An 18,676-nucleotide genomic window follows, 5' to 3' on the forward strand; every position below is an offset into this window, starting at 1 on the left:
GATCAGGCGTCCTCGCTGGTTCCCGGCCGCCGGATCCGGGCACGGATCGGCCGTAGGTCGCCGATGCCCGTTTCCGGGGTGTCGTCGCCGACGGCCTTGCGGACCTGCTTCGGCTCGGCAACGACTTCGATCAGGTTCTGCGGGCCGCAATCGAGGATGTCGCAGAGGGCCGCGAAGACATCCATGTTGAGCCGCTGCGGCGGCTGCGTGACCAGTCGATAGACCTGTTCGCGCGACAAGTGGACGCCACGTTCAGCGAGGTGCGGAACGAGATCACTGGTCTGGAAAAGCCCGCGGGCGGCCATTACCTGCCGCAGGTGCCAGCGAGTACCCATCTTCTTGTTCATCGTGAACCGCCTCCGGCAGGGGTGTAGACGCGATCGAGTGCCGTGGCGAGCACCCGGTTCTTGAAGTCGTTGCTGACGTGCGTGTAGATCGCCGTCGTCGACGAGTAGAAGTGTCCGACCTGCTCCTGGATGAACTTCTCTGGGTAACCGAACTCCGCCAGGTGGGAAACGTAGCTGTGCCGTAGGCAGTGGGGGACAAGAGCCTTGTCCAGCTCAAGCTCGTCGCGTATTTCGGCGAAGCGGTCGTCGATGTAGCGGGTCGAGACCCGAGAGCGTCGCTCGGTCACCCAAAGAGCCGGATGGGCGCCGGCGTTGTAGCGGGGACGGGCCACCCCGACCCACTGCTTCATGCCGTCGACGATCCAGTCGAACTCGGGGACCGTCAGGACCAGGCGCCTCCGCGGCGGGCTTCCCTTGGTTGCCTTTCCGTAGCGAACGTGCAGAGCTCCGTAGCGGCCCCAGTGGCCCACTGCCGGGTTGTGCCGCAGGTCCACGAGGTCGAGCCGGGCCAACTCGCGGCGGCGCAGGCCGTAGGCGTAGATGGTCTTGAACATCTGGGAGTCGCGCAGGGCCGCCAGGGCGCCCTTGCGGCCCGCGTCGACGATCCGCTGAACACGGGCATCTGCGTGATCGAAGAAGGCTTCAATCTCGTCGTGCGTCATCGCCCGCCGCTCGGGTCTGCCCTCGTACTCGGACAGATGAACCGCGGTGTTCCACTCGTGGCAGATCTGCACCGGCGCTGTACCGAACCGGTTGAAGCACTGCTCGGGCCAGTCGTAGCGCTCGTCGGTGATGTAGTCGCAGAACAGGCCGATGTCCGTCTGGTATCCCCGCAGAGTCGAGTGTGCCCGCTCAAGGTCCATGAGCGATGAGGTGAAACCCTCCAGGTCAGCCGGGGTCCAGTTCCACGGGTACTCGTTGCAGAACCGCTGAAAACGACGGATCAAGTTCAGCCTGTCTTTGACCGTCGAGCCGCCCAGCAGTCGACTCTTCTGTTGCTTCTCCCACCCGCTCAACATCGCTTCGAACACGGCGGGTTGCTCGTCGAGGTGGATGACCCCATCAGCCAGGACCTGGTGGGCGGCCCCGGGTATGTTCAGCAGATGCACGGCCTCTCCAGGCTGTTGCAGTAGATGCATCATCGTTGCATCGCATTCTGGAGAGTTCAAAAGTCCCAGGTCAACGGGGCGCGGGTGCCTGGCGTCACGAGCCCGAGGGCCTGCAGGGCAGTGCACTATGTTGCATCAGATGCAATAAATCCGGGTCCGCGGCCGAGCCGCTGCTGTGGGTCGCCGACATCGTGGCCGGCGCGGTGCGCGCGGAGAAGCTGGGCGAGCCGAGATACCGGGAGATCCTCCGGGAGCGCGTCATCGACTTCCCCGTCGAGGTGCGCTGAACGGACCCCAGACATGCGCCAGGCCAGGCTCCCGGTCATGCCCCAGGTCACCTGGCCCCACGTCTTCCAGGGGTCCACGACCCCTGACGTCCCTACCAGGCTACCGCGCCCGGCTCCACCACCGGAAGCGCAACGCATCCCGCCTCACCCGTCCGGGGTCGTGGGACAAGCTGCACAGCGCTGACCTGCGCAAAGGCGCATCCGTGGAACCCGTGAGACTGCCCCACGCCCGCGGCGGGAGTGGATGCCGGGATGGTCCGACCGGTTGCAGCCGACGCTGGACTGGCGCCAGCGGACATGCGCCGCAGGTCGGAAGGTCTCTCAGCCCCGTTCTTTGCGTTAGTGCCTGTTTCTGAACCCCGCAGCAGCAGGTCAGAGGCTACGAGTCCGGAATGGGAGCTTTCCGCAAGCGTTCGGGGAGCGGTCACTGTGACCGCTCCCCGAACGGAAGCTCTGAGACTGATGTGACGGAAGAGCGAGGGGCAACGACGCTGACCACCAACGCCACCGGGAGCCCGCCGAGGATCGTCAGAACCTTGATCATCCTCAAGACCTCCATGGAGGTCTTGGCCCAGGGCCCTACCTGATTTCAGGGTACCGAGCGCTCGCGTCCGAGGGTTCAGAAACAGGCACTTAGGGCGCAGCTCTCGCGGGGCGCAGCGCTCTGGGCCCGGTGGGGGGTGGCGGCAGCGGGTCACAGGTCGGGCGGGGACGCCCCGGAGGGCCTGGCGGCCCTCCGGGGTGGTCTGGCGGGCGCCTTCGGCGCGTTCACCGCCAGACCTGTGACCCGCTGCCGCCACCCCCCACCGGGCCCCTCGATAAACATGCTCTGACCTGGGCTTTTGCATAGAAAAGTGAGCTGAAGTGCTGTAAAGTAATGCATGTCGGAAGGGGCGGCACACCCCGACCGGCAACCAACATCGAGGGAAGGAAATCCCATGACCCGTCAGTTGCTTCCGGCAGCTCTGGAGAACCGGCGCAGGGACATTCGCGTGGTGGACTCGCTTCCGGCGAAGGGGTTCCCGGGGTACGTGAACGGCGTTCAGCGCATGGGCACCGTCCACGACGTCTACGGGTGGACCAACGTTCACGCGCACATCAACATGTCGGCGGATGAGGCGTACGCCTTGACCGACAAGCGTTCGCCGCACGCCCTGTATGAGCTGATGCTGATGTCCGCCGGGGTCACGCCCCGGCCGGGGCTGCACGACCACTCGCCGGAGTTCGGCAGGGCGCTGGGAGTCATCGCGGCCCGTTTCGCGGAGCACTGCCGCGCCTACGAGCTGAGTCCGGTCGTCTCGTGGAGCTATGACCCGCACACCGTTGACCGCGAGTCCATCCAGGGCGAGAAGCGGTTCCACGCCCACCTTGTGGGACGCACCCAGGCGGAGCGCGCAGTTGTCGCGGCGCGGGCCGTGCGGGCGGGGCGACTCTCCGCCGTCCGGTCCCGACGGATCGTCGAGGAGGCATCCGTACTGGGCGCGCTGATCAGCGCGGACATCGTGGACGGCGACGCGCTGCGGGTGCTTGAGCCCGTACCGGCGCTCTCCACCGCCACGGCCACCGCGACGGCCCAGTTTCGGCTTCCGCAGGGATGGGAGAGCCTGACCAGCCCGGACCTGCCCGCCGACCTGTCGTACATCCACCGCAAGCTGCGGAGGATGTACGACGAGATCCTTCGTGTCTGCACCACCGGCACGGCGGGAGTGTGGCGGCGCCCCATGGTCAGGGAGTTCGACCCGCAGCAGATCGACGTGCCGCTGAGGGCGGCGACCCGGGCGGCGCTCGCCCACTACCTCCGGGGACTGCGCCCCGAGCTTCTGTCTCTGCCCGTCGAGCGGTCGCGGACCGCGTTCGTCTACCCGCTGGCCGATCTCGCCTACGCGGTGACGATCGCCGAGCAGGAGGGACAGGTGTTCCTGCACCTGCGTACCAACGTGTTCTCCGATCTCGGGGGCGCGGGCATCAGCATCATGGACGGAGTGATCGTGAAGACCAAGAAGGGGGTGGGCGACATGAGCCCCGCCGAGACCGCCGCGCGGGCCGCGTTCCAGGGCGACTTCCTGCGGATGCTGCACCGTCACCCGCAGGCGACGCGGGCGCTGTTCCCCCGCCTGTAGCACCACCGCAGGGCCGGACCCTGTCACCGGGTCCGGCCCCCGGCCGGATCACCGTCCCGCCCCGCATGATCATGCGGGGCGGGACGCGCGGCGAAAGGACAGCCGCAAGCGGCTGGCGTCCGCCCCTTCAAGCGCCCTTCGGGCGCGGGGCGGACCAGCGGAAACGCCGCCCCCTGAGTGGCCTTCGGCCACGGGCGGCTTTTCTCTGCCCTTCGGGCAGGCGCTGCGCGCCGGGCCCCTCAAGCACCCTTCGGGCGCGGGCCCGCCCCTGCGGGGCCAAGGAGCCGCCTTCGGCGGCGCAGGAACCACAACCTGCCTGGTCTCCCACGAAACGAAAAGCGGTCCTGAATGCTGTAAAGTTTTACCTGTCGACTCTCTATGAGGATGAGGCACACATGCGAAAGGTCGCTTTGTTCGGCGCGCCGGCCACGGGAAAGTCCACCCTGGCCCGGTGGCTCTCGACAGAACTGGACCAGCCCCACACCGACCTCGACGACCTTCTGTTCACCCCGGACGGGCCGCTGCCGCTGGAGGAATTCCGCCGGCAGGCAGGAGAGATCACCTGCACCGACGGATGGATCGTTGAGGGCAACTTCTCCAAGCTCGCCGACGTCGTCTGGCACCGGGCCGACACGTTGGTCTGGCTCGACTTCCCGCTGCCCCTGATCGTGTACCGAATCGTTCGCCGCAGTCTGCGCCAGCTCGCAGGCCGCGACGACAGTGCCCAAGCCAGGCGGCTGACCTGGAGCACGGCATTCTTCAGCCGCCGATCGCTGCTGCGTACCGCCATCCGCAAGTACCGGGCAAACCGGCCCCGCTATGCCCGGCAGGTATCCGAGACAGCCGACCTGGGCGTCGAGATCGTCAGGCTCCGCAGCCCGCGCGACGTCCAACGCTGGAAGCAGGAGACAGCAAAAGGGCCGATGGAGAGCCGCTTGCAAGAAGCGGCCCGGCACACCACCGGCCCCTAACCAACATCCACGCCGACGTTACCGCCGGCGGAGGAAGCACTACCAGCCTACAAGGCCCGTCCCTGACCGACAGCCGCCAAGGAAGCCTCTCGTGATCCCCCACAGCCGCCCCGTGATCAACGAAGCCGACCTCGCCCGGCAGGCCGGCGTCCCCATCGCCACCTGGCGCCGGCGAGATGCCCCCGCCTTCCGCCAGCGCGTGGCAAGCCTCTTCCCCAGCAGCCGCATCCTGATCTACGACCTCGCCCAGGCTCACGCCCACCTCAACGGCCAGCCCATCCCCGCGCTGCCCACTGGAGAACATCCCGACGACCTCCTCAACGACGAAGAGACAGCCACCCTGCTCGGCGTTGCGGCCAGCACAGTCCGCGCCTACGCGACCCAGGGCTACCTCTCAGCAGGCACGACCGTCTACAGCGTCCGCGTCTGGCCCCGCCGTGACATCGAGGAGCGCCGGAACAGCCCGCCCGGGCAGGGAAAGGGAGGCGGCCGGCCCCCAGGCAAGGGGAAAGGCCCCCGCAAAGCGCACGCCTACGAGGGCGATCCCCGCCTGCACACCGCTGCCGCAGCCCTCAGCACCGCCGAAGACACCCCCCGCCATCAACTCGCAGCAGCCCTCGCCCACCAGCACGGCGGGTCCACACGCACCTGGGAACGCCTCCTCGCCCAGGCAAGCCAGGAGACCGGACCGACTCCGGCCGTCCGCCGCCGCTCCGCGTCCAACTGATCACGACATTGGGGGCCTTTGAGAGGCCAGGCGGTCCCATCGGTTACGCCTGCTCCATGGCCTCCAGCTTGAGGTACAGGTCGCGGAAGGCCGCAGTTAAGCCAGCGATGTTGCGCCAGTACGTGTACGCGGAATGCTGCGATGTCCCGGGCGTGGGACGCACGGCAACATCGAGGTTCCGGTATGCGACTCGGAACAGGGCGCGGACACCCGCGCCGCCGTCGTCGTCCTGGCCGTAGTCGATCTCCAGCAGGCTCCGCAGGTGTTGCACGAGGGTGTCGGTCCCGTCATCGATGATGCTGCGGGCGGGCACCGCGATACGGCGAGCAAGCGCGTTGTCGATGGCCTGCTCGATCGCGTTGAGGTCCACCTCGTCTGTGGCGCCTCTGGCGTCCATCGCACCGCTCCCTCGTGTTCGCTCCGGCACCCTCCGTGAGGGCTGCTGCAAGGCTCGCGCGGGGAACAGCAGCAGCTCCACCCCCGCACCGGCATCGGGTTCCCATCGGATTCCGGCGATGTGGAGCTCCGGTTCCTCGCGCTTCCACCGGTTTCGCATCGGCATCACTGCCGGCCGCAACTTCCGGGAAGGTTTGAGGTGTTAGAGATCTACTGTCGGCGTTCGTGACGTGCCGACATCGACCGAGGGGCGCCGCCCATGACTACGTCTACGACGCTGTTCCGCCGACTCGTCGACGAGCGTGAGCTGAGGGATCCCCGCGCATTTCTGCCTCGGTTCGTCGAGCAGGCGAAACGGCTGGCAGAAGCCGACAGCGATCCGCGTCTCGCAACGCTGGAGCCAGCCCCCAGCACGATCGAGGCCTGGTACTACGGCCAGCGAATGCCCAACCGCGATGCCCGCCGCGTGCTCGTTGCCTGGTTCGGCTACAGCGTCGAACGGTTATGGGGTCCCTGTAGTAATCGCCGAAAAACCAACGGATATCCTTGACCAGGGATGATGAAGCCTGGGTCAGCGGTCAGCCGTCCTGGCCAGCATGTTCGATGGCGGCGCTCTCGCGGTGTTTGCGTAGTTCCCGGTAGAGCGTGGAGCGGCTGACGCCGAGGTCGGCGGCGACCTGTTCGGGGATCGCGCCGTCCTTGATCCGCTGGGCGGCTCCGGCTCTGGTGGTGGCGTTGAGCTTCGCCGGGCGGCCGGTCGGCAGTCCGCGGGCTTGTTTGGCGGCGCGGGCGCCTGAGGCGCGTTCCAACATGTAGATCCGCTCCATCTGCGCGAACATGGCCAGCAGTGCGATGGCCATGTCGGTACCGGGCCCGGATTCGCTGGTGTCCACGGCGAGCTTGTCGCCGAGGGTGCGCAGGAAGACGCCGCGCTTGGTGAGGTCGTGCACGAGGTTCAGGGTCTCGCGCATGTTGCGGCCGAGTCGGTCCAGGGTGAGTACGTTGATCCGGTCGCCGAGCCGGGCGAAGCCGAGTAGCGCGGTCAGGCCTTCGCGGTCCATGTTCGCGCCGGTGCGCTTGTCGACGTAGATGTGTTTCTCGGCGACTCCGGCGGCGTGCATCGCGTCGATCTGCCGGGCGAGGTCCTGAGCGGTCGTGCTTACACGGCAATACGCAAGATCCATCCCGCGACTGTCCCACAACTTGACGCCGTGACGCGGGTTTTGACCAAGCCTTATGACACCAGCTTCTGACACGGTGCGACCTGCGGGAACGTGATCACGCCTTGCCGGTCGGTCGCCTGTGTCACATCCATGCTTGTGACACAGGCGAAAACTCTCCGGTCGGCTACGCGCCGAGGCTGGGGAAGTCGCGGCTGGACCATTGCTACTGAGTGATGGAAATGGAGGGAACCCCGAGAAGTGCAGCGAGTTCGCGCTTTGTCTTCGCCACCAGACCGGTCTCCGTAATGAAGGCGCCTTCCGATTCGCCGAGATCGCGGATCGTGGCACTGGGAAGGTGTTGGTGAAGGTACTTGCTGCAGCCTGCGGTGGAACCTCCGATGAGAGAGATGGCCCAACCATCTCCTGTGCCGATCGACACGAGTCTTCTGATGCCAAGCATCAGATCGGTTCGACCTATCCCTCCACTTGCGAGGGAATCGCTGTGGATCATGAATGCCAGCGAGCCGTTGTGTCCACACACGGCAACGCAGGGCCCAAGGTCGGTGGTGTGGAGGACGGAGTTGCTCTGATTGGTGGACGCCCCGTTTCTATTACCTTGAAGAATATATGTCCCAGGCAGGGTTGCTTGCTCTGGCCCGTCGGTCGCGGCCGGGCTTGCCCCTGGATCGGGCAGGGCGGCGCGGTAGGGAATGCGCCGCTCTGTAGCGCCTGACAGGCTCAGTGGCAAGCCGCTGCCGTCGAGCAGCGCCGTCGAGGAAGCGGGGCTCATCAGGGTGAGCAGTTCCGGCTGGGAGGTGATGCGGCGGGTCGCCGGGTGCTTTGCGAAATCGACTTGCCAGACCCCCGTCTGGTCAGGGTGATCGGGGTCCCTGCCGTGCACCACCAGGATCACGTGATCGTGGTGGTTCTGCCGGGCCAGCCGCACCACCGCGAGCCGTTCCGGCTCCTGCATCAGTGTTTTCGCCAACTGGGCCGGATCGGGCCACAGCTCGGGCACTACCTGCAGGATGTCCATCAGCCCCAGCCAGTCCTTCTTGGCGATCACCTGATCGCCAGCCGCGTCCTCTGCCTCCGCGCTGCGATTGCCCGTCCGCCCGTACGCCGCCGCGAATCCCTCCGCGGCCAGCGGCACGCAGTCGTCGGCCAGATCGGCGCCACTGTCCAGCGCGGCCCGCCGCTGGTTCTCGCGCTTGGGCGCCCACTTCAGCAGCCGCTGCGCCGGCAGTGTCCGCATACCGGCATCGAAGCTCCAGGGCTGGGGGGTGGCGGTGCTGTGGGTGGGTGTCCGGGTGGTGTGAACCGACCCCCGCAGCGCGGTATCGGCCGGCAGCGCCCTGTCCGTGCGGTCTCCCGGGGCTGGAGCCGGGGGCAATGTGGTAGACGTGCCGGTAGTGGTCGTGGCTGTCCACACCGGAGCGGTGACGCGGCTGGTTGCGGGTAGCAGCGCGATGCGCGCCCTGGGAACGCCGAGCTCCGAGCCCTCGTCGAGGAACAGCGCCGACGGCGCGTTCACGGTGATCAGGTCCGTGCCGCCGAGACCCCGCGCGAGCTGCCCGCGCGCGCTGTCGGAGACCGCGTCGAAGTCGGTCAACAGCAGCACACGCGACGGCAGCTTGCCCCGGGCCGACCCGCCGGCCTCGGCCAGGTCCTTGCGCAGGCGCGCGCCGAAGGCCCCCGGCGTCTCCCAGTAGGTTAGGTCCTGCCACTCGTCGTAGACGGCGAACAAGCCGTCGGCGACGTAGCAGACCACGATCGCCACACCATCGGGGTCGAAGGGCAGCTCGCCCAGTTCCCGGCTATGCCAGGGCCGGGCCGCCGCGTGCAGGGCCCCGGCGGACGGTGCGGGGTGCGCCGAAGTCCCCGGCTGGTAGGCGTCGTTCGGCGTCCACGCCACGTACGAGGAACTAAGTACCGGCGCGGCAAGAGCGGACGAGCGGGATGCGAGGTCGCGCCGGTCGAAGTAGCACAGGCCCAGGGCACGCTTGCCGCTGATCGGGTACGGGCGCAGCCAGACCGGGGCCCGGGTGCCGGGCGCGGCAGAGCGTTCGACCAGCCAGTCGGCAGGACGGGAGGCGAACCGCGAACGGTAGGCGAATCGCACCCGGTCACCGGCAGGACCCTGGGGGTAGGACGACCTGAACTGCCCGCCCTCGCCATCTGCAGTGCTATGCACACCCAACCGCACCTTGTCCCCGGCCGCGCGGCCGACCGCATCCAGCGGCTTGACGCCTACCGTCATCTCACCGTGCGGAAACCAGACCAGGCGCCCGACCAGGTCGGCGAGCCGCGGGCGCACCGCACCCGTGCTGCACGTCAAGGCCACCACCGGGTCCTCCAGCGGCCGCTTCGAGGTATTCAGCTCCGGCAGCGCCCGCAGCCACGAGCCCAGCGCCTGATCCGTGACCGGCCGCGCCTCGCCGTCCACCATCAGGCACAGCTGGTTGTGCGGAGACGAATGCGCCATCAGCAGAAACGGTTCGAGGCCCGGCGGCCACGGCCACGTACGCCAGTCCGCAAGCAGCGGCCGACTCGGCGGAAGACCCTGAAGGTAGTAACCGGTGACATCGGCCACCGCCCCACCAGAGACCAACTGCGCCGCGATCGGATCCCCGGCCGCGACGCTCCCCGGAACGAACCCGGGCAGGGAAGCGTGCACGACGCCCCCTTCCACTGGCAAGGAACGGAGGGTGACATCCCTGCCGTCCAGCTCCGTCAAAACCGGAGCGTCCGTCAGCAGCACGACGGCCCCCTCGCAGGGCGAGATCGAGATTCGATAAGGCTTAACATCCGTCAAATATTACGATCTACGTGCCGATTGGGTTCAAGAACTCCCCGGTCACCCGGGTGACAGCGATCACAGCGTGCGGGCCCGATATCCACAGGTCGAGCGGTACTACCTCGCGCATCTCATAGACGAGGACCTCGCCCTGGCCCCCGCCACCCGGCCCGACGGTATCTGGGACCGCCCCTGGTGGTCTCCCGCCGACGGCGTTCCCCCGTGGTCAGGCTCTCAGTGATGAGATTGCTGAGTCCGATCGGATAGAAACAGATAGACGGTCTCCGGGGTGGACCGGCCCTATGCGCGTTCCGGCCGCCGTGACCGCAGCGGCCGGTAGCCGGCTGGGTCGAGCTTGGCGAGTTCGGTGTCGACCTCGACGTTGATCGTGCCGTGGTAGTTGACGTTCTCGCTGTGCGCAGGGGAGATGTGCGCCAGCAGCTCGTCATCCACCGCACGGCCCTCGGCCCGCATCTGCGCGACGGCCAAGCCGTAGTACTCGCTCGTCCAGGTCACGACCGAGTTGGTCAGCACGGTCAGGCACCACGCCTGTTCGGTCTGTCCGGCCAGGAACCGTTCGCGGATCTTGCCCTGGTGGGCGTAGTGGAGGTCCCGGCGCAGGGAGTGCAGGGACTCGCCCTTGTTGAGTTGCCGGGCGATCTTGCGACGGTAGGTTTCGTCCGCCAGGTAGCGGGCGGCGTAGATCGTGCGCCGAAGCGCCCCGTACTCCTTGAGGGCGGCGGCCAGGGTGTTCTGCCGGGAGGAAGCAGAGAGTTTGCCGACGATCAGGGAGGCGGTGGCGTGCCCGAACTTGATCGAGGCGGCCAGCCGCAGCAGATCGTCCCAGTTCTCTTCGATCAACCCCATGTTGATCTTCTGGGTAAGCAATGGTCCGGCGACCGGCCAGATCTTGCTGACGTCGCGCTGCGGGTCCATTCGGTACAGGGTGATCTTCCCCAGGTCCCGGATCCGTGGCGAGAGCTGCATCCCCACCAAGCCGAACAGGGCGAAGTTGACCAGGGTCACGCCGTGCGTGTCGGTGGCGTGCTCGGTGATCGGCAAGTCGGTCTTGTTGCCCATGATCTCGTCCAGCACGTACTGGGCCTCGCGCCGAGTGACCACGATGACCTTTGTACCGAACGTCGAGTGCTGGTCCGAAACGTGCGTGTAGGTGGACAGGCCCTGCCCGGCGAAGTACTTCTTCATCGTCCGCGCCGTGGTCGACTTGCCCTGCACCGGGAACCGCTGCCCGTCGGATGACGACAGCGTGCCGCCGCCGAAGACCTGGGTCAGCGGAAGACGGTGGTGGTAGTTCACGATCGCCGCGTTCGCCGCGGCCAGGGTCTCCTCGCGGATGTACCACTCCTGGGTCCAGGCCAGGATGTCGTAGGAGATCCCGCATGCCTCCGCCATCCGCACCAGCCCCAGATTCGTGGCGTTGGCGATGAGCACCGCCAACAGGTTGCGCTTGAGCTCCGGGGTACGCGACTGCTTCCCGCCGGCGTGGGTGATGCAGTCCAGGAACCCGGTGCGGCGGTCCAGCTCCACCAACAGCGAGGCGATCGGGGCCAGCGGCAGCAGCTCAGAGAGCTCGTCGCGCAACGAGGCGGCCTCGGCCGGAACGTCCTCGGCCGACAGTGGCGGGATGACCAGCTCTCCCTTATCCGACAGCCGCACCTCCCCCACCCCAGCCTCCCCGTTGCCCAGGACCTTCTCCAGGTCCCCCATCGCCGACTCCAACTCCTCCTTGCACCCCTCCAACGCGGCCCTGGCCGACACGGGTTTGCCGACCAGCTCACAGAACTGGTCCCGCTGTCCGCTCCACCGCTCGGGCGTGAACAGGTACGAGGCCGGGTCGGCGTACCGTCGCGACGAGGGCACGTACACATCGCCCGACCGCAGCCCGTCGCGCAGACCGAGCAGCACCGTCAGCTCCCAAAAGTGCCGGTACGCCGTGGCGTCCTTGGCCCTGACTGCCTGCTCCAGATAACCCGCCCAGCGCACCGGCACGAAGTCCGCAGGAGCGCCGTCGGGGACCTTTCGCGCGCCGGTCGCGTTCAGCTCCTTCAGGATCTTCACAGCCTCCATCAGCGACTCCGCGCCAGCGCCGCCCTGGAAGGAGATGGCCCGCAGCACGTCCGGGGTGAACTGCCGCAGGTAGGCGTAGGAATCATCCAGCATCGCCAGGTGCCCGTGGTCACGCGGCAACCGGGGGGTGGCCTCGGTGGCCGCGGCCCGCAGCCGCTCCATACCGATGGTGTTCCGCAGCCGTCCCCCGACCTGCTCGTCCTCGATGGCCGGGTCCAGCAGCACCGGCAGGATCTCGTCCAGCAGCGCCTGGCGCCCCTCCCCCGCCGCAGCCCGTGCCGCCAGCGCGGCGCGCATCTTGGTCCGGGCCCGGCTCTCCCGCGCCGAGACCGCCTGGTCGAACAGACCGATGACCTCGTCCAGCACGTCGGCGGCCGACTGCGCGAGGACCGTCAACAGGATCGGGTGGCGGCGCTGGGGCTCGCGCCGGTGCACGACTTCGACCCGGACATCGTGGGCCGCTTCCGCGTCCAGCCACACGGCCGCAAACGACCCATCAGCTGGGGCGAGTTCTGCTACGGACCGACCCCCGCCTCGTACGCCAAGCTGTACGAACTACGCCGCACCCAGACGCCGATCACACACCCGATCGCGCTGTACGGCACAGTCCAGCGTATCGCGCACGAGAGCAAGAGCGGCCGCCCGTACGCCGTGCTCGCCACCGACATTCCCGCGGGCACCGAACGCTTCGAGGTTCTGCTGCGCTCCGCCTTCGACACCCTCATCAACCCGCTCGAGTTTGGCACGCACGTCCTGGCCGTCGGCGACTGGGACATCTTCGCCAAGAGCCGAACCCCGCAGCTGCGCCTGTTCGCCACGGACCACTGGCAAGTCGCGTACTGGAGAGCCGACGAGCAGACCGGAAAGATCACCGAACCATCCTGCCCGCCGCCCGTCACAGCCCGACAGCGGGTCATCCTGCAGACCGAGGAACGCAAGCGCCGAACGAAGGCCACGCAGTCCGGCAAGCCGCCCATCGTGTCCTGGACGCCCCCTCCTGCAGTCGCGCCACCGCAGATGCCGTCGACAACACCGCCCAGCACAACGGCCAGCAACAGCTCCGAACCACCGGCCACGGAGCCCACCACACCCCAGCAGCCCTTGCCCACCGAGCCGGAGAGGATTGAGGCCTCCACCACTGTGCCGGCACCGGCGGTTCCACCACGGCCGTCGCGTCCTCCACGGCCACAGACCCCGCTGCCTCCCGTGCACCCGCGACGCCGCCGAGGCCTGGGCCGCTGGTTCGGACGACGGCGGTAGCAGACGCGGGCCATCAAGCCTGCTTGTGGCCGGTGTTCGGAGTCGTCACCGGTCAGGTCTGCCAGCCTCCGGCCAGACACCGGACCTGGCGGAGCGCACCCGTCAGCCGATGACGGAGCTCGCCGCCTCGCTGGGCTGCGAGTACGAGGACTGCTGCGACGACGACACCTCCGAGGACGACGTCCCGTACTACGCCTGGTGGGTCCGCGTGCCGGCCGCCGAGCACGCCCGCCGCGGCGAGAACGGCCTCCCGGTCGCTGTGGACCGGCTGCACCGCTACCTGGCCGGGCAACTGCCCGACCTCCTGTACTGGGAGATCGTCCCCGACCAAGAACGGACCGTCGACCACGCGGTCAGCAGCGCCCTGCACGACGCCTACGACGATCTGATCGCCCCGTTCGAGCGCGCCCTGATGCCGCTGCGCCGGGACGGGGCCGATGAACTCGATCCGCGGGCGAGGGTCTGGAAGTGGGAGGAGAACCTCCTGGTCGGCACGTTCGACCTGTGGCTGTGCAACGACCCGGACCACCCGCACACCTGGATCGTCGTCACCGTCGGCCTGTGGACCGAACCGCAGCTCTTCGACGAAGCGCCCGCAGCCCGCCTCGGCCACTTCGACTTCACTCCGCACCACCCGCTGCTCTTTCTGCCCCGCCCGCCGGCCCCGGCGACCTTCACCGCCCGCGCGGAGTCCGGCTCGTTCCCCGGCAAGAGCACCTCTAGGACGAAGGCTGCCGACGCCATCGGGACAGCTCACCAGTGGACGGCCAACGACCCCGTCGTCCTGGCCGAGCGGGTCGCCCACGACATCAAGCTGCTGTGGCCGCAGCTGACGGGCCCGGAAAGGAGCTGACGATGGCCTCAGGTGATTCAGCATTCCCTGTTCCTGCGGCCGTGGGCCGCAGGGCGAGAAGGGGTGGCCCGCGGGTTGTTACGCGTCAGCTGTTGTTCTGTCGTGTCGGCGGCGGATGCGGTTGGTGATGATCAGGAGGGCGGTGCCCAGCAGGAGGGTTCCTGCGACCAGCCCCTTGAGTGCGTTACCGCTGGATGCTTCGGCGTCTACGGCGGCTGCCGGGGCCATGCCGTGGGTGTGCGGGAATTTGATCTTGGCGTGGAACTTCTTGACGAGCAGTCCGCTTCTGAGTTCTAGGGTGGCGCGCCAGGGGCCGTCGGCGACTTCGTCGGTTACGGGAATGATCACCGGCTCGGACTGGTGGGGTGCCAGGCTCGTGCCCAGCTGTACCTGGTAGGGGCCGGCGCTCAGGCTTCCGGACACGGAGGCGAGCTTCAGGGTGCCGGACAGGTCCAGGGCGCGGCCCCCGGTGTTGATGATCTGGGCGCGCACGATCGCGCGCCCGCCCGGGCCGCGTTGAGCTGTCATCGTGCGGGCGGTGAAGTTCGGGGCCGGGGGGTTGTGGCCGCCGACGGAGAGGTACATCCGGATGCCGGTGCGGCTCACCAGGGCGACACCATCACCTCGATTGCCCCTGACTTGTGCCCAGATCACGGCATAGCGCTCACCCGGCGCGGCGTTTCTGGGCACCGTGATTGTCACGGTGTCACGGAGGGTGTCGTGGGCGGGAACCTGGAGCGCTCTGTGTTTCAGCTTTGTCCAGGACGAAAGTTCGTTCCGCTTCCTGCCGGCTTGAATGCGGTCTTCTGCCGGTAGCAGGCGGGAGGTGACTTTCACCTGCACCTGTGACCCCCGATTTGAGGATCAAGATGCGCAGAAGTATCGCGGCCGCTTCGCTCGTTGTCGGCCTGGTGCTCCCAGGCGCTCTGGGGCAGCCGGGCCGCTCCCAAGCTCGCGCTGCCGCCTGGGGACCGGCCCCTTTCTTCCGGACTGACGCTGGAAGAACTGGAAGAAATGGGGTGTCGGTGTGGACGGGGAGGTTGGTGAGGCTGTCGTCGTTGCGGGAAGCGTGTTACAGCAGCCCTCCGAGCGGTAGGGCCCGCTCGGCGAGCTGTCCGTGCAGCATTCCTTGGGTGGTGTCGGCTTCGGTGAGCCAGTCGGCGGTGACCAGCAGCCCGGCGTGCTCGGTGACTTTTTCGGGTGGCAGGGCGCAGAGCGCGGCGATCTTGTCCAGGTGGAGTCCGCCGTCCTCGGCGTGTCCGAGGCGGCCGTCGGGGCGGGTGTGGGCGGCGGTGTACAGGGCGAGGAGCCGGGTGGTGGCGCCCAGTTTCTTCTTGCGGATCTTCCGGTCGCCCACGACCTTTTGGGCCCAGCCGGAGATTCTGGAGCGGGTGGTCTTGCCGAAGGTGAACGGGCGGGGGCGCTCGGGCAGCAGTGTGGGGACGGTGAACGCGGTGGGGTCCTCGGGGCGCGAGGCGAGGGTTTCGGTGACGGTGCCGGGCAGGCGTAGCCAGTCGGCTGCGATCAGCCGTTCCAGTACCTGCTCGGCGTCGCCGGGCAGCCAGCCGGTGAGGTCTTGTCCGGTGATGTTTCCGGTGCCGGCGCGCGCGGCCCGCAGGGTGAGCAGGAGCACCGCGAGGCGTACTTCGGCGTCGGGATGGGGTGCGTTGGCCTGGACGTAGTCCAGCACGGTGCGGGCGTGCGCGGCCTGGCTGCGGGTCAGCAGCCGTTCCACCACCGGCTCGTCCCTGCTCACCGTGTCGCCGACTGGCCGGCCGACACGGTTGCCGTGCATGTCGCGGGTGGTCTGCGCGGCACTCTCGGCGCGTTTCGCCTCGTGGCGCAGGGATCCGTCGTCGGTGACGTTGGCCCACAAGGCGAACGCGCGGGCCTTGCGCTCATGGAGGCGGGCGAGGAGAGCAAGGTCGGGTTCAGCACGTCGTTGATAGACGCGGAACGCGTCGCCGAGCTCGATGAGTTCCACGCGTAGCACGTCGGGCTGAAGGTCGTGCGGCACGGGCCGCTGCGCGATTTTCCCCCACCGCTTCGCCCGCTCAGGCGTTGTTGCCGATGAGGCGGCGCGGGCGCGGGGCACCGGAGCCGGCCCGGCGGCCGTGCAAGAAGAAGCGTCGGCCACGGGGGAGGGGCCGTGGTCGGAGAACACCGCCGCCCCACCCCCGGCGGTGCTGCCTGCGGGCTTGCGCTCCGCCCCTGGCTTCTGCGCCGTTTCCTTGCCCGCCTCGGTCGGGGCCGGGGTGGGGCGGGGCGGTGGTGGGGCGGTGTCCAGGACACGGCAATCGGGGGTGGCGGCCGCGCAGCGCGCGCACGTCTCCGCGATCCGCCACAGCCGCCCGGCCCGGTCCGCGTATACCGCCAGGACCACTGGGCCCCCGCACCGCACCGCTCCCGCCATCGGCCGTGCATCGGTCTGCCTTTTGGGGAGGGTGTCGGGGTCGGGGGTGTGCCACGCGCAGTCGGCGGCGCGGCAGCCGCACCGCGCCCCGGGGCGCGGCCCGCCGCCCGCGCGGATGTGGGCCAGGTGCGTGTTGACGTGTGCGACCGCTGCCTTGCGTCCCGCAGTGGCGTTGGGCAAGCGCTGGTCGGCGCAGGCCGGGCGGGAGCAGGAGAGCCGGACCGTGCCGGCGGAGGGACGGTCGTAGGGGTCCAGGCGCATTGTCCATACCCGCCCCACGACGTGCTCCTCCTGCGTACCGGCCTCCACTGCCATGTGCGTACTCCCAGCGTTGCTTGATCCGTTTGCCCGGACGGTCCCCATCATCGGGGATACCAGCCGATCAGCCCCCGAAGCCCTGGCGGGGGAACCCTGGTCGTCTGATGATCAGGGGTGGCAGGCTTGCCTCCGTTCGGAAAGGGAGCTCCGCGTGACTGACCATCTGGATATGGAGCGCGTCGACTGCGCTGACTGCTTCGCTCTGCCGGGCCCGGACAATACCCGCGTCTTGTCCGCCAGGGCCGGCGGAATGCTCGGCGAGGTCTGGCACATGCCTGATTGCCCGCAGTTCACGATCATGCGGATCATGGGTGAGGAAGGGTGTAAGCGGGTTCTGGAGGAGGATGTGTGGGCCACGGGTGTGTTCCATGCCGCGCGCGAGCGGTTGCAGCAGGCCTTTGCCGCGTTGCCTGCGGACACTGCGGTCCAGCCGTTCGTCGGCGCGCTGACCGAGCTGGTTCAGGCGCAGGCCGACACCACCGGTTTTGTCATGCTGCACCGGTGGGCGGAGATCCTGGACCGGCATTTCCCGCCGCCGTTTCCCGAGTCTGACCGCACCACCGGGTAGCGGCCCGGCGCAGTACTGATGCGAAGTTGGGGGCGGTGTCATAGGGGTGTGTCAGTGTTGACGTCATGCGTAATGACCTTCCTTTGACGGTGATCGGGAATCTCGTGGATGACCCGGAGTTGCGGTTCACTTCTGCCGGGGTGGCGGTTGCCCGGTTCACGGTGGCGTCGACGCCCCGGACGTTTGACCGGGATACGAACACCTGGCGGGACGGGGAGTCGACGTTCCTGGACTGCAGTTGCTGGCGGCAGCTGGCGGAGAACGTGGCTGGGTCGTTGTCGAAGGGATCCCGGGTTGTGGTGGCGGGCCGGCTGCGTACCGACCGATGGGAGACCCCGGAAGGAGAGAAGCGTTCACGGATGGTGCTGGATGCCGACGATGTGGGGGCTTCCATGACCTTCGCGACGGTCACGATCACCCGTACTGCCCGTCCTGTCCCGCCGCGTGAGACCGCGCCGGACGATCCGTGGGCCACGGCCAGTCCGGTCCGGCCCTCTGAGCCCGCCGGCGGCGCAGACGTCCCGGCCGGGGAGCCCCCGTTCTGATGCCGGCCTCGCCCACTTCCGCCAGTAGCGCCCCGGACGGCACAGCAGGCCTGGAAGCTGCCGCAGCAGCCGTCATCGCGGCACAGCAGGCTCTGCACACAGCCCGCCGCGATCTGACAGCAGCGATCTGGGCGGCCCGCCGAGCCGGAGAGCCCGTTCGTCACATTGCCGAGCGCACTGACCTGGACACCATGACAATACGGAACATCCTGGCCGTGCCTCCGGCGAAAGCGCAGGACGGCCGTCCTGACCGCCCCCGGTAGACGGGCACCTGTGACACGGGCTGTGAGACCGAGCACGTCCTCGTCCCCACGCTGCATCGCCGCCACCCGACGGCGGGCCTGTTCCAACGCTCGCCACCGCCGTGACCTACCTACCCGAACAGAACATTGCTGTCGCCGACTTCGTCGGCGACAGCAGCACCCCACACTCCCGGCAATACCTTCGAACCACCCCACCAAAAGCCATAACCCCGCAGCAGCCCGACCGCCGGACTCCGCGACCGGGGCAGGTGCGGGGGTGGCCTGTGCGTCCTCGAGGAAGGACACACGGGACCGGTACGGGTTGGTCTCGTGCCGCCTCAAGGAGACGGGGACTCGTCCCCAGTAGCCAGGGACCCTGAACCGCCCCGGGTTCGGTAGAGATCTCAGATTGTGGTTGTGGCCTGGGGTTTTGTGAGTTCCGTGTAGTAGTTGGTCTCGTACTCGGCGGGTG

General features: G+C 68.2%; 17 protein-coding genes. 9 read left to right on the top strand and 8 right to left on the bottom strand.

What is annotated here, in order from left to right; translation table 11 throughout:
• Window positions 1-2: 2 nt before the first annotated feature.
• Window positions 3-347, bottom strand: a complete 345-nt coding sequence (locus ACIA8E_RS36260) for a helix-turn-helix domain-containing protein (protein WP_399304830.1) — start codon at window positions 345-347, stop codon at window positions 3-5.
• Entirely contained in the window at window positions 344-1,447 is a 1,104-nt protein-coding gene (locus ACIA8E_RS36265) for a tyrosine-type recombinase/integrase (protein WP_399304876.1), read from the bottom strand. The genes ACIA8E_RS36260 and ACIA8E_RS36265 overlap by 4 nt, the downstream gene beginning before the upstream one ends.
• A gap of 44 nt (window positions 1,448-1,491) precedes the next feature.
• Between ACIA8E_RS36265 and ACIA8E_RS36270 the strand changes: the two genes are divergently transcribed.
• The 4 genes from ACIA8E_RS36270 (at window position 1,492) to ACIA8E_RS36285 (ending at window position 5,561) form a co-directional block, all read left to right on the top strand.
• Entirely contained in the window at window positions 1,492-1,743 is a 252-nt protein-coding gene (locus ACIA8E_RS36270) for a hypothetical protein (protein WP_399304833.1), read from the top strand.
• A 938-nt stretch (window positions 1,744-2,681) separates the two neighbouring features.
• Window positions 2,682-3,863 carry a hypothetical protein gene (locus ACIA8E_RS36275; RefSeq protein ID WP_399304836.1) on the top strand — a complete coding sequence of 394 codons (1,182 nt, stop codon included), beginning with the start codon at window positions 2,682-2,684 and terminating at the stop codon, window positions 3,861-3,863.
• A gap of 395 nt (window positions 3,864-4,258) precedes the next feature.
• Window positions 4,259-4,834 carry an adenylate kinase gene (locus tag ACIA8E_RS36280; RefSeq protein WP_399304839.1) on the top strand — a complete coding sequence of 192 codons (576 nt, stop codon included), beginning with the start codon at window positions 4,259-4,261 and terminating at the stop codon, window positions 4,832-4,834.
• A gap of 91 nt (window positions 4,835-4,925) precedes the next feature.
• Window positions 4,926-5,561 (top strand): DNA-binding protein, encoded by a 636-nt coding sequence (locus ACIA8E_RS36285; RefSeq protein ID WP_399304841.1) that lies wholly within the window; start codon window positions 4,926-4,928, stop codon window positions 5,559-5,561.
• A 43-nt stretch (window positions 5,562-5,604) separates the two neighbouring features.
• Here ACIA8E_RS36285 and ACIA8E_RS36290 read toward each other — a convergent pair whose 3' ends face one another.
• Complete coding sequence (locus tag ACIA8E_RS36290) at window positions 5,605-5,958, bottom strand: hypothetical protein (RefSeq protein WP_399304844.1); 354 nt, start codon at window positions 5,956-5,958, stop codon at window positions 5,605-5,607.
• Window positions 5,959-6,216: 258 nt separating this feature from the next.
• Between ACIA8E_RS36290 and ACIA8E_RS36295 the strand changes: the two genes are divergently transcribed.
• Window positions 6,217-6,507: a hypothetical protein gene (locus ACIA8E_RS36295; protein ID WP_399304847.1), complete on the top strand. Its 291-nt coding sequence runs from the start codon at window positions 6,217-6,219 to the stop codon at window positions 6,505-6,507.
• 28 nt (window positions 6,508-6,535) lie between these two features.
• On the opposite strand, the gene ACIA8E_RS36300 is transcribed toward ACIA8E_RS36295, so the two are convergent.
• The 3 genes from ACIA8E_RS36300 to ACIA8E_RS36310 form a co-directional block, all read right to left on the bottom strand.
• Window positions 6,536-7,141 carry a recombinase family protein gene (locus tag ACIA8E_RS36300; RefSeq protein ID WP_399304850.1) on the bottom strand — a complete coding sequence of 202 codons (606 nt, stop codon included), beginning with the start codon at window positions 7,139-7,141 and terminating at the stop codon, window positions 6,536-6,538.
• Between the two features lie 202 nt (window positions 7,142-7,343).
• Window positions 7,344-9,881, bottom strand: coding sequence for a hypothetical protein (locus tag ACIA8E_RS36305; protein WP_399304853.1), 2,538 nt, complete (start codon window positions 9,879-9,881; stop codon window positions 7,344-7,346).
• Window positions 9,882-10,217: 336 nt separating this feature from the next.
• Window positions 10,218-12,440, bottom strand: a complete 2,223-nt coding sequence (locus tag ACIA8E_RS36310; RefSeq protein WP_399304855.1) for a Tn3 family transposase — start codon at window positions 12,438-12,440, stop codon at window positions 10,218-10,220.
• Here ACIA8E_RS36310 and ACIA8E_RS36315 point away from each other — a divergent pair.
• Both ACIA8E_RS36315 and ACIA8E_RS36320 read left to right on the top strand, forming a co-directional pair.
• Window positions 12,411-13,265 carry a hypothetical protein gene (locus ACIA8E_RS36315; RefSeq protein ID WP_399304858.1) on the top strand — a complete coding sequence of 285 codons (855 nt, stop codon included), beginning with the start codon at window positions 12,411-12,413 and terminating at the stop codon, window positions 13,263-13,265. The two genes, ACIA8E_RS36310 and ACIA8E_RS36315, sit on opposite strands and share 30 nt — an antisense overlap.
• 109 nt (window positions 13,266-13,374) lie before the next feature.
• Complete coding sequence (locus tag ACIA8E_RS36320; protein WP_399304861.1) at window positions 13,375-14,118, top strand: hypothetical protein; 744 nt, start codon at window positions 13,375-13,377, stop codon at window positions 14,116-14,118.
• Between the two features lie 78 nt (window positions 14,119-14,196).
• On the opposite strand, the gene ACIA8E_RS36325 is transcribed toward ACIA8E_RS36320, so the two are convergent.
• Together ACIA8E_RS36325 and ACIA8E_RS36330 are read right to left on the bottom strand one after the other, a co-directional pair.
• A complete protein-coding gene (locus tag ACIA8E_RS36325) occupies window positions 14,197-14,724 on the bottom strand; it encodes a hypothetical protein (RefSeq protein WP_399304862.1) in 528 nt (175 codons plus the stop codon).
• A gap of 466 nt (window positions 14,725-15,190) precedes the next feature.
• Window positions 15,191-16,846: a hypothetical protein gene (locus ACIA8E_RS36330; RefSeq protein ID WP_399304865.1), complete on the bottom strand. Its 1,656-nt coding sequence runs from the start codon at window positions 16,844-16,846 to the stop codon at window positions 15,191-15,193.
• A 154-nt stretch (window positions 16,847-17,000) separates the two neighbouring features.
• On the opposite strand from ACIA8E_RS36330, the gene ACIA8E_RS36335 reads away from it, so the two are divergent.
• Together ACIA8E_RS36335 and ssb are read left to right on the top strand one after the other, a co-directional pair.
• Window positions 17,001-17,417 carry a hypothetical protein gene (locus tag ACIA8E_RS36335; RefSeq protein WP_399304867.1) on the top strand — a complete coding sequence of 139 codons (417 nt, stop codon included), beginning with the start codon at window positions 17,001-17,003 and terminating at the stop codon, window positions 17,415-17,417.
• 65 nt (window positions 17,418-17,482) lie between these two features.
• Complete coding sequence (gene ssb, locus ACIA8E_RS36340; protein ID WP_399304870.1) at window positions 17,483-17,962, top strand: single-stranded DNA-binding protein; 480 nt, start codon at window positions 17,483-17,485, stop codon at window positions 17,960-17,962.
• Window positions 17,963-18,676 lie beyond the last annotated feature (714 nt).

The organism is Streptomyces sp. NPDC051664, assembly GCF_044453545.1.
GTDB lineage: Bacteria > Actinomycetota > Actinomycetes > Streptomycetales > Streptomycetaceae > Streptomyces.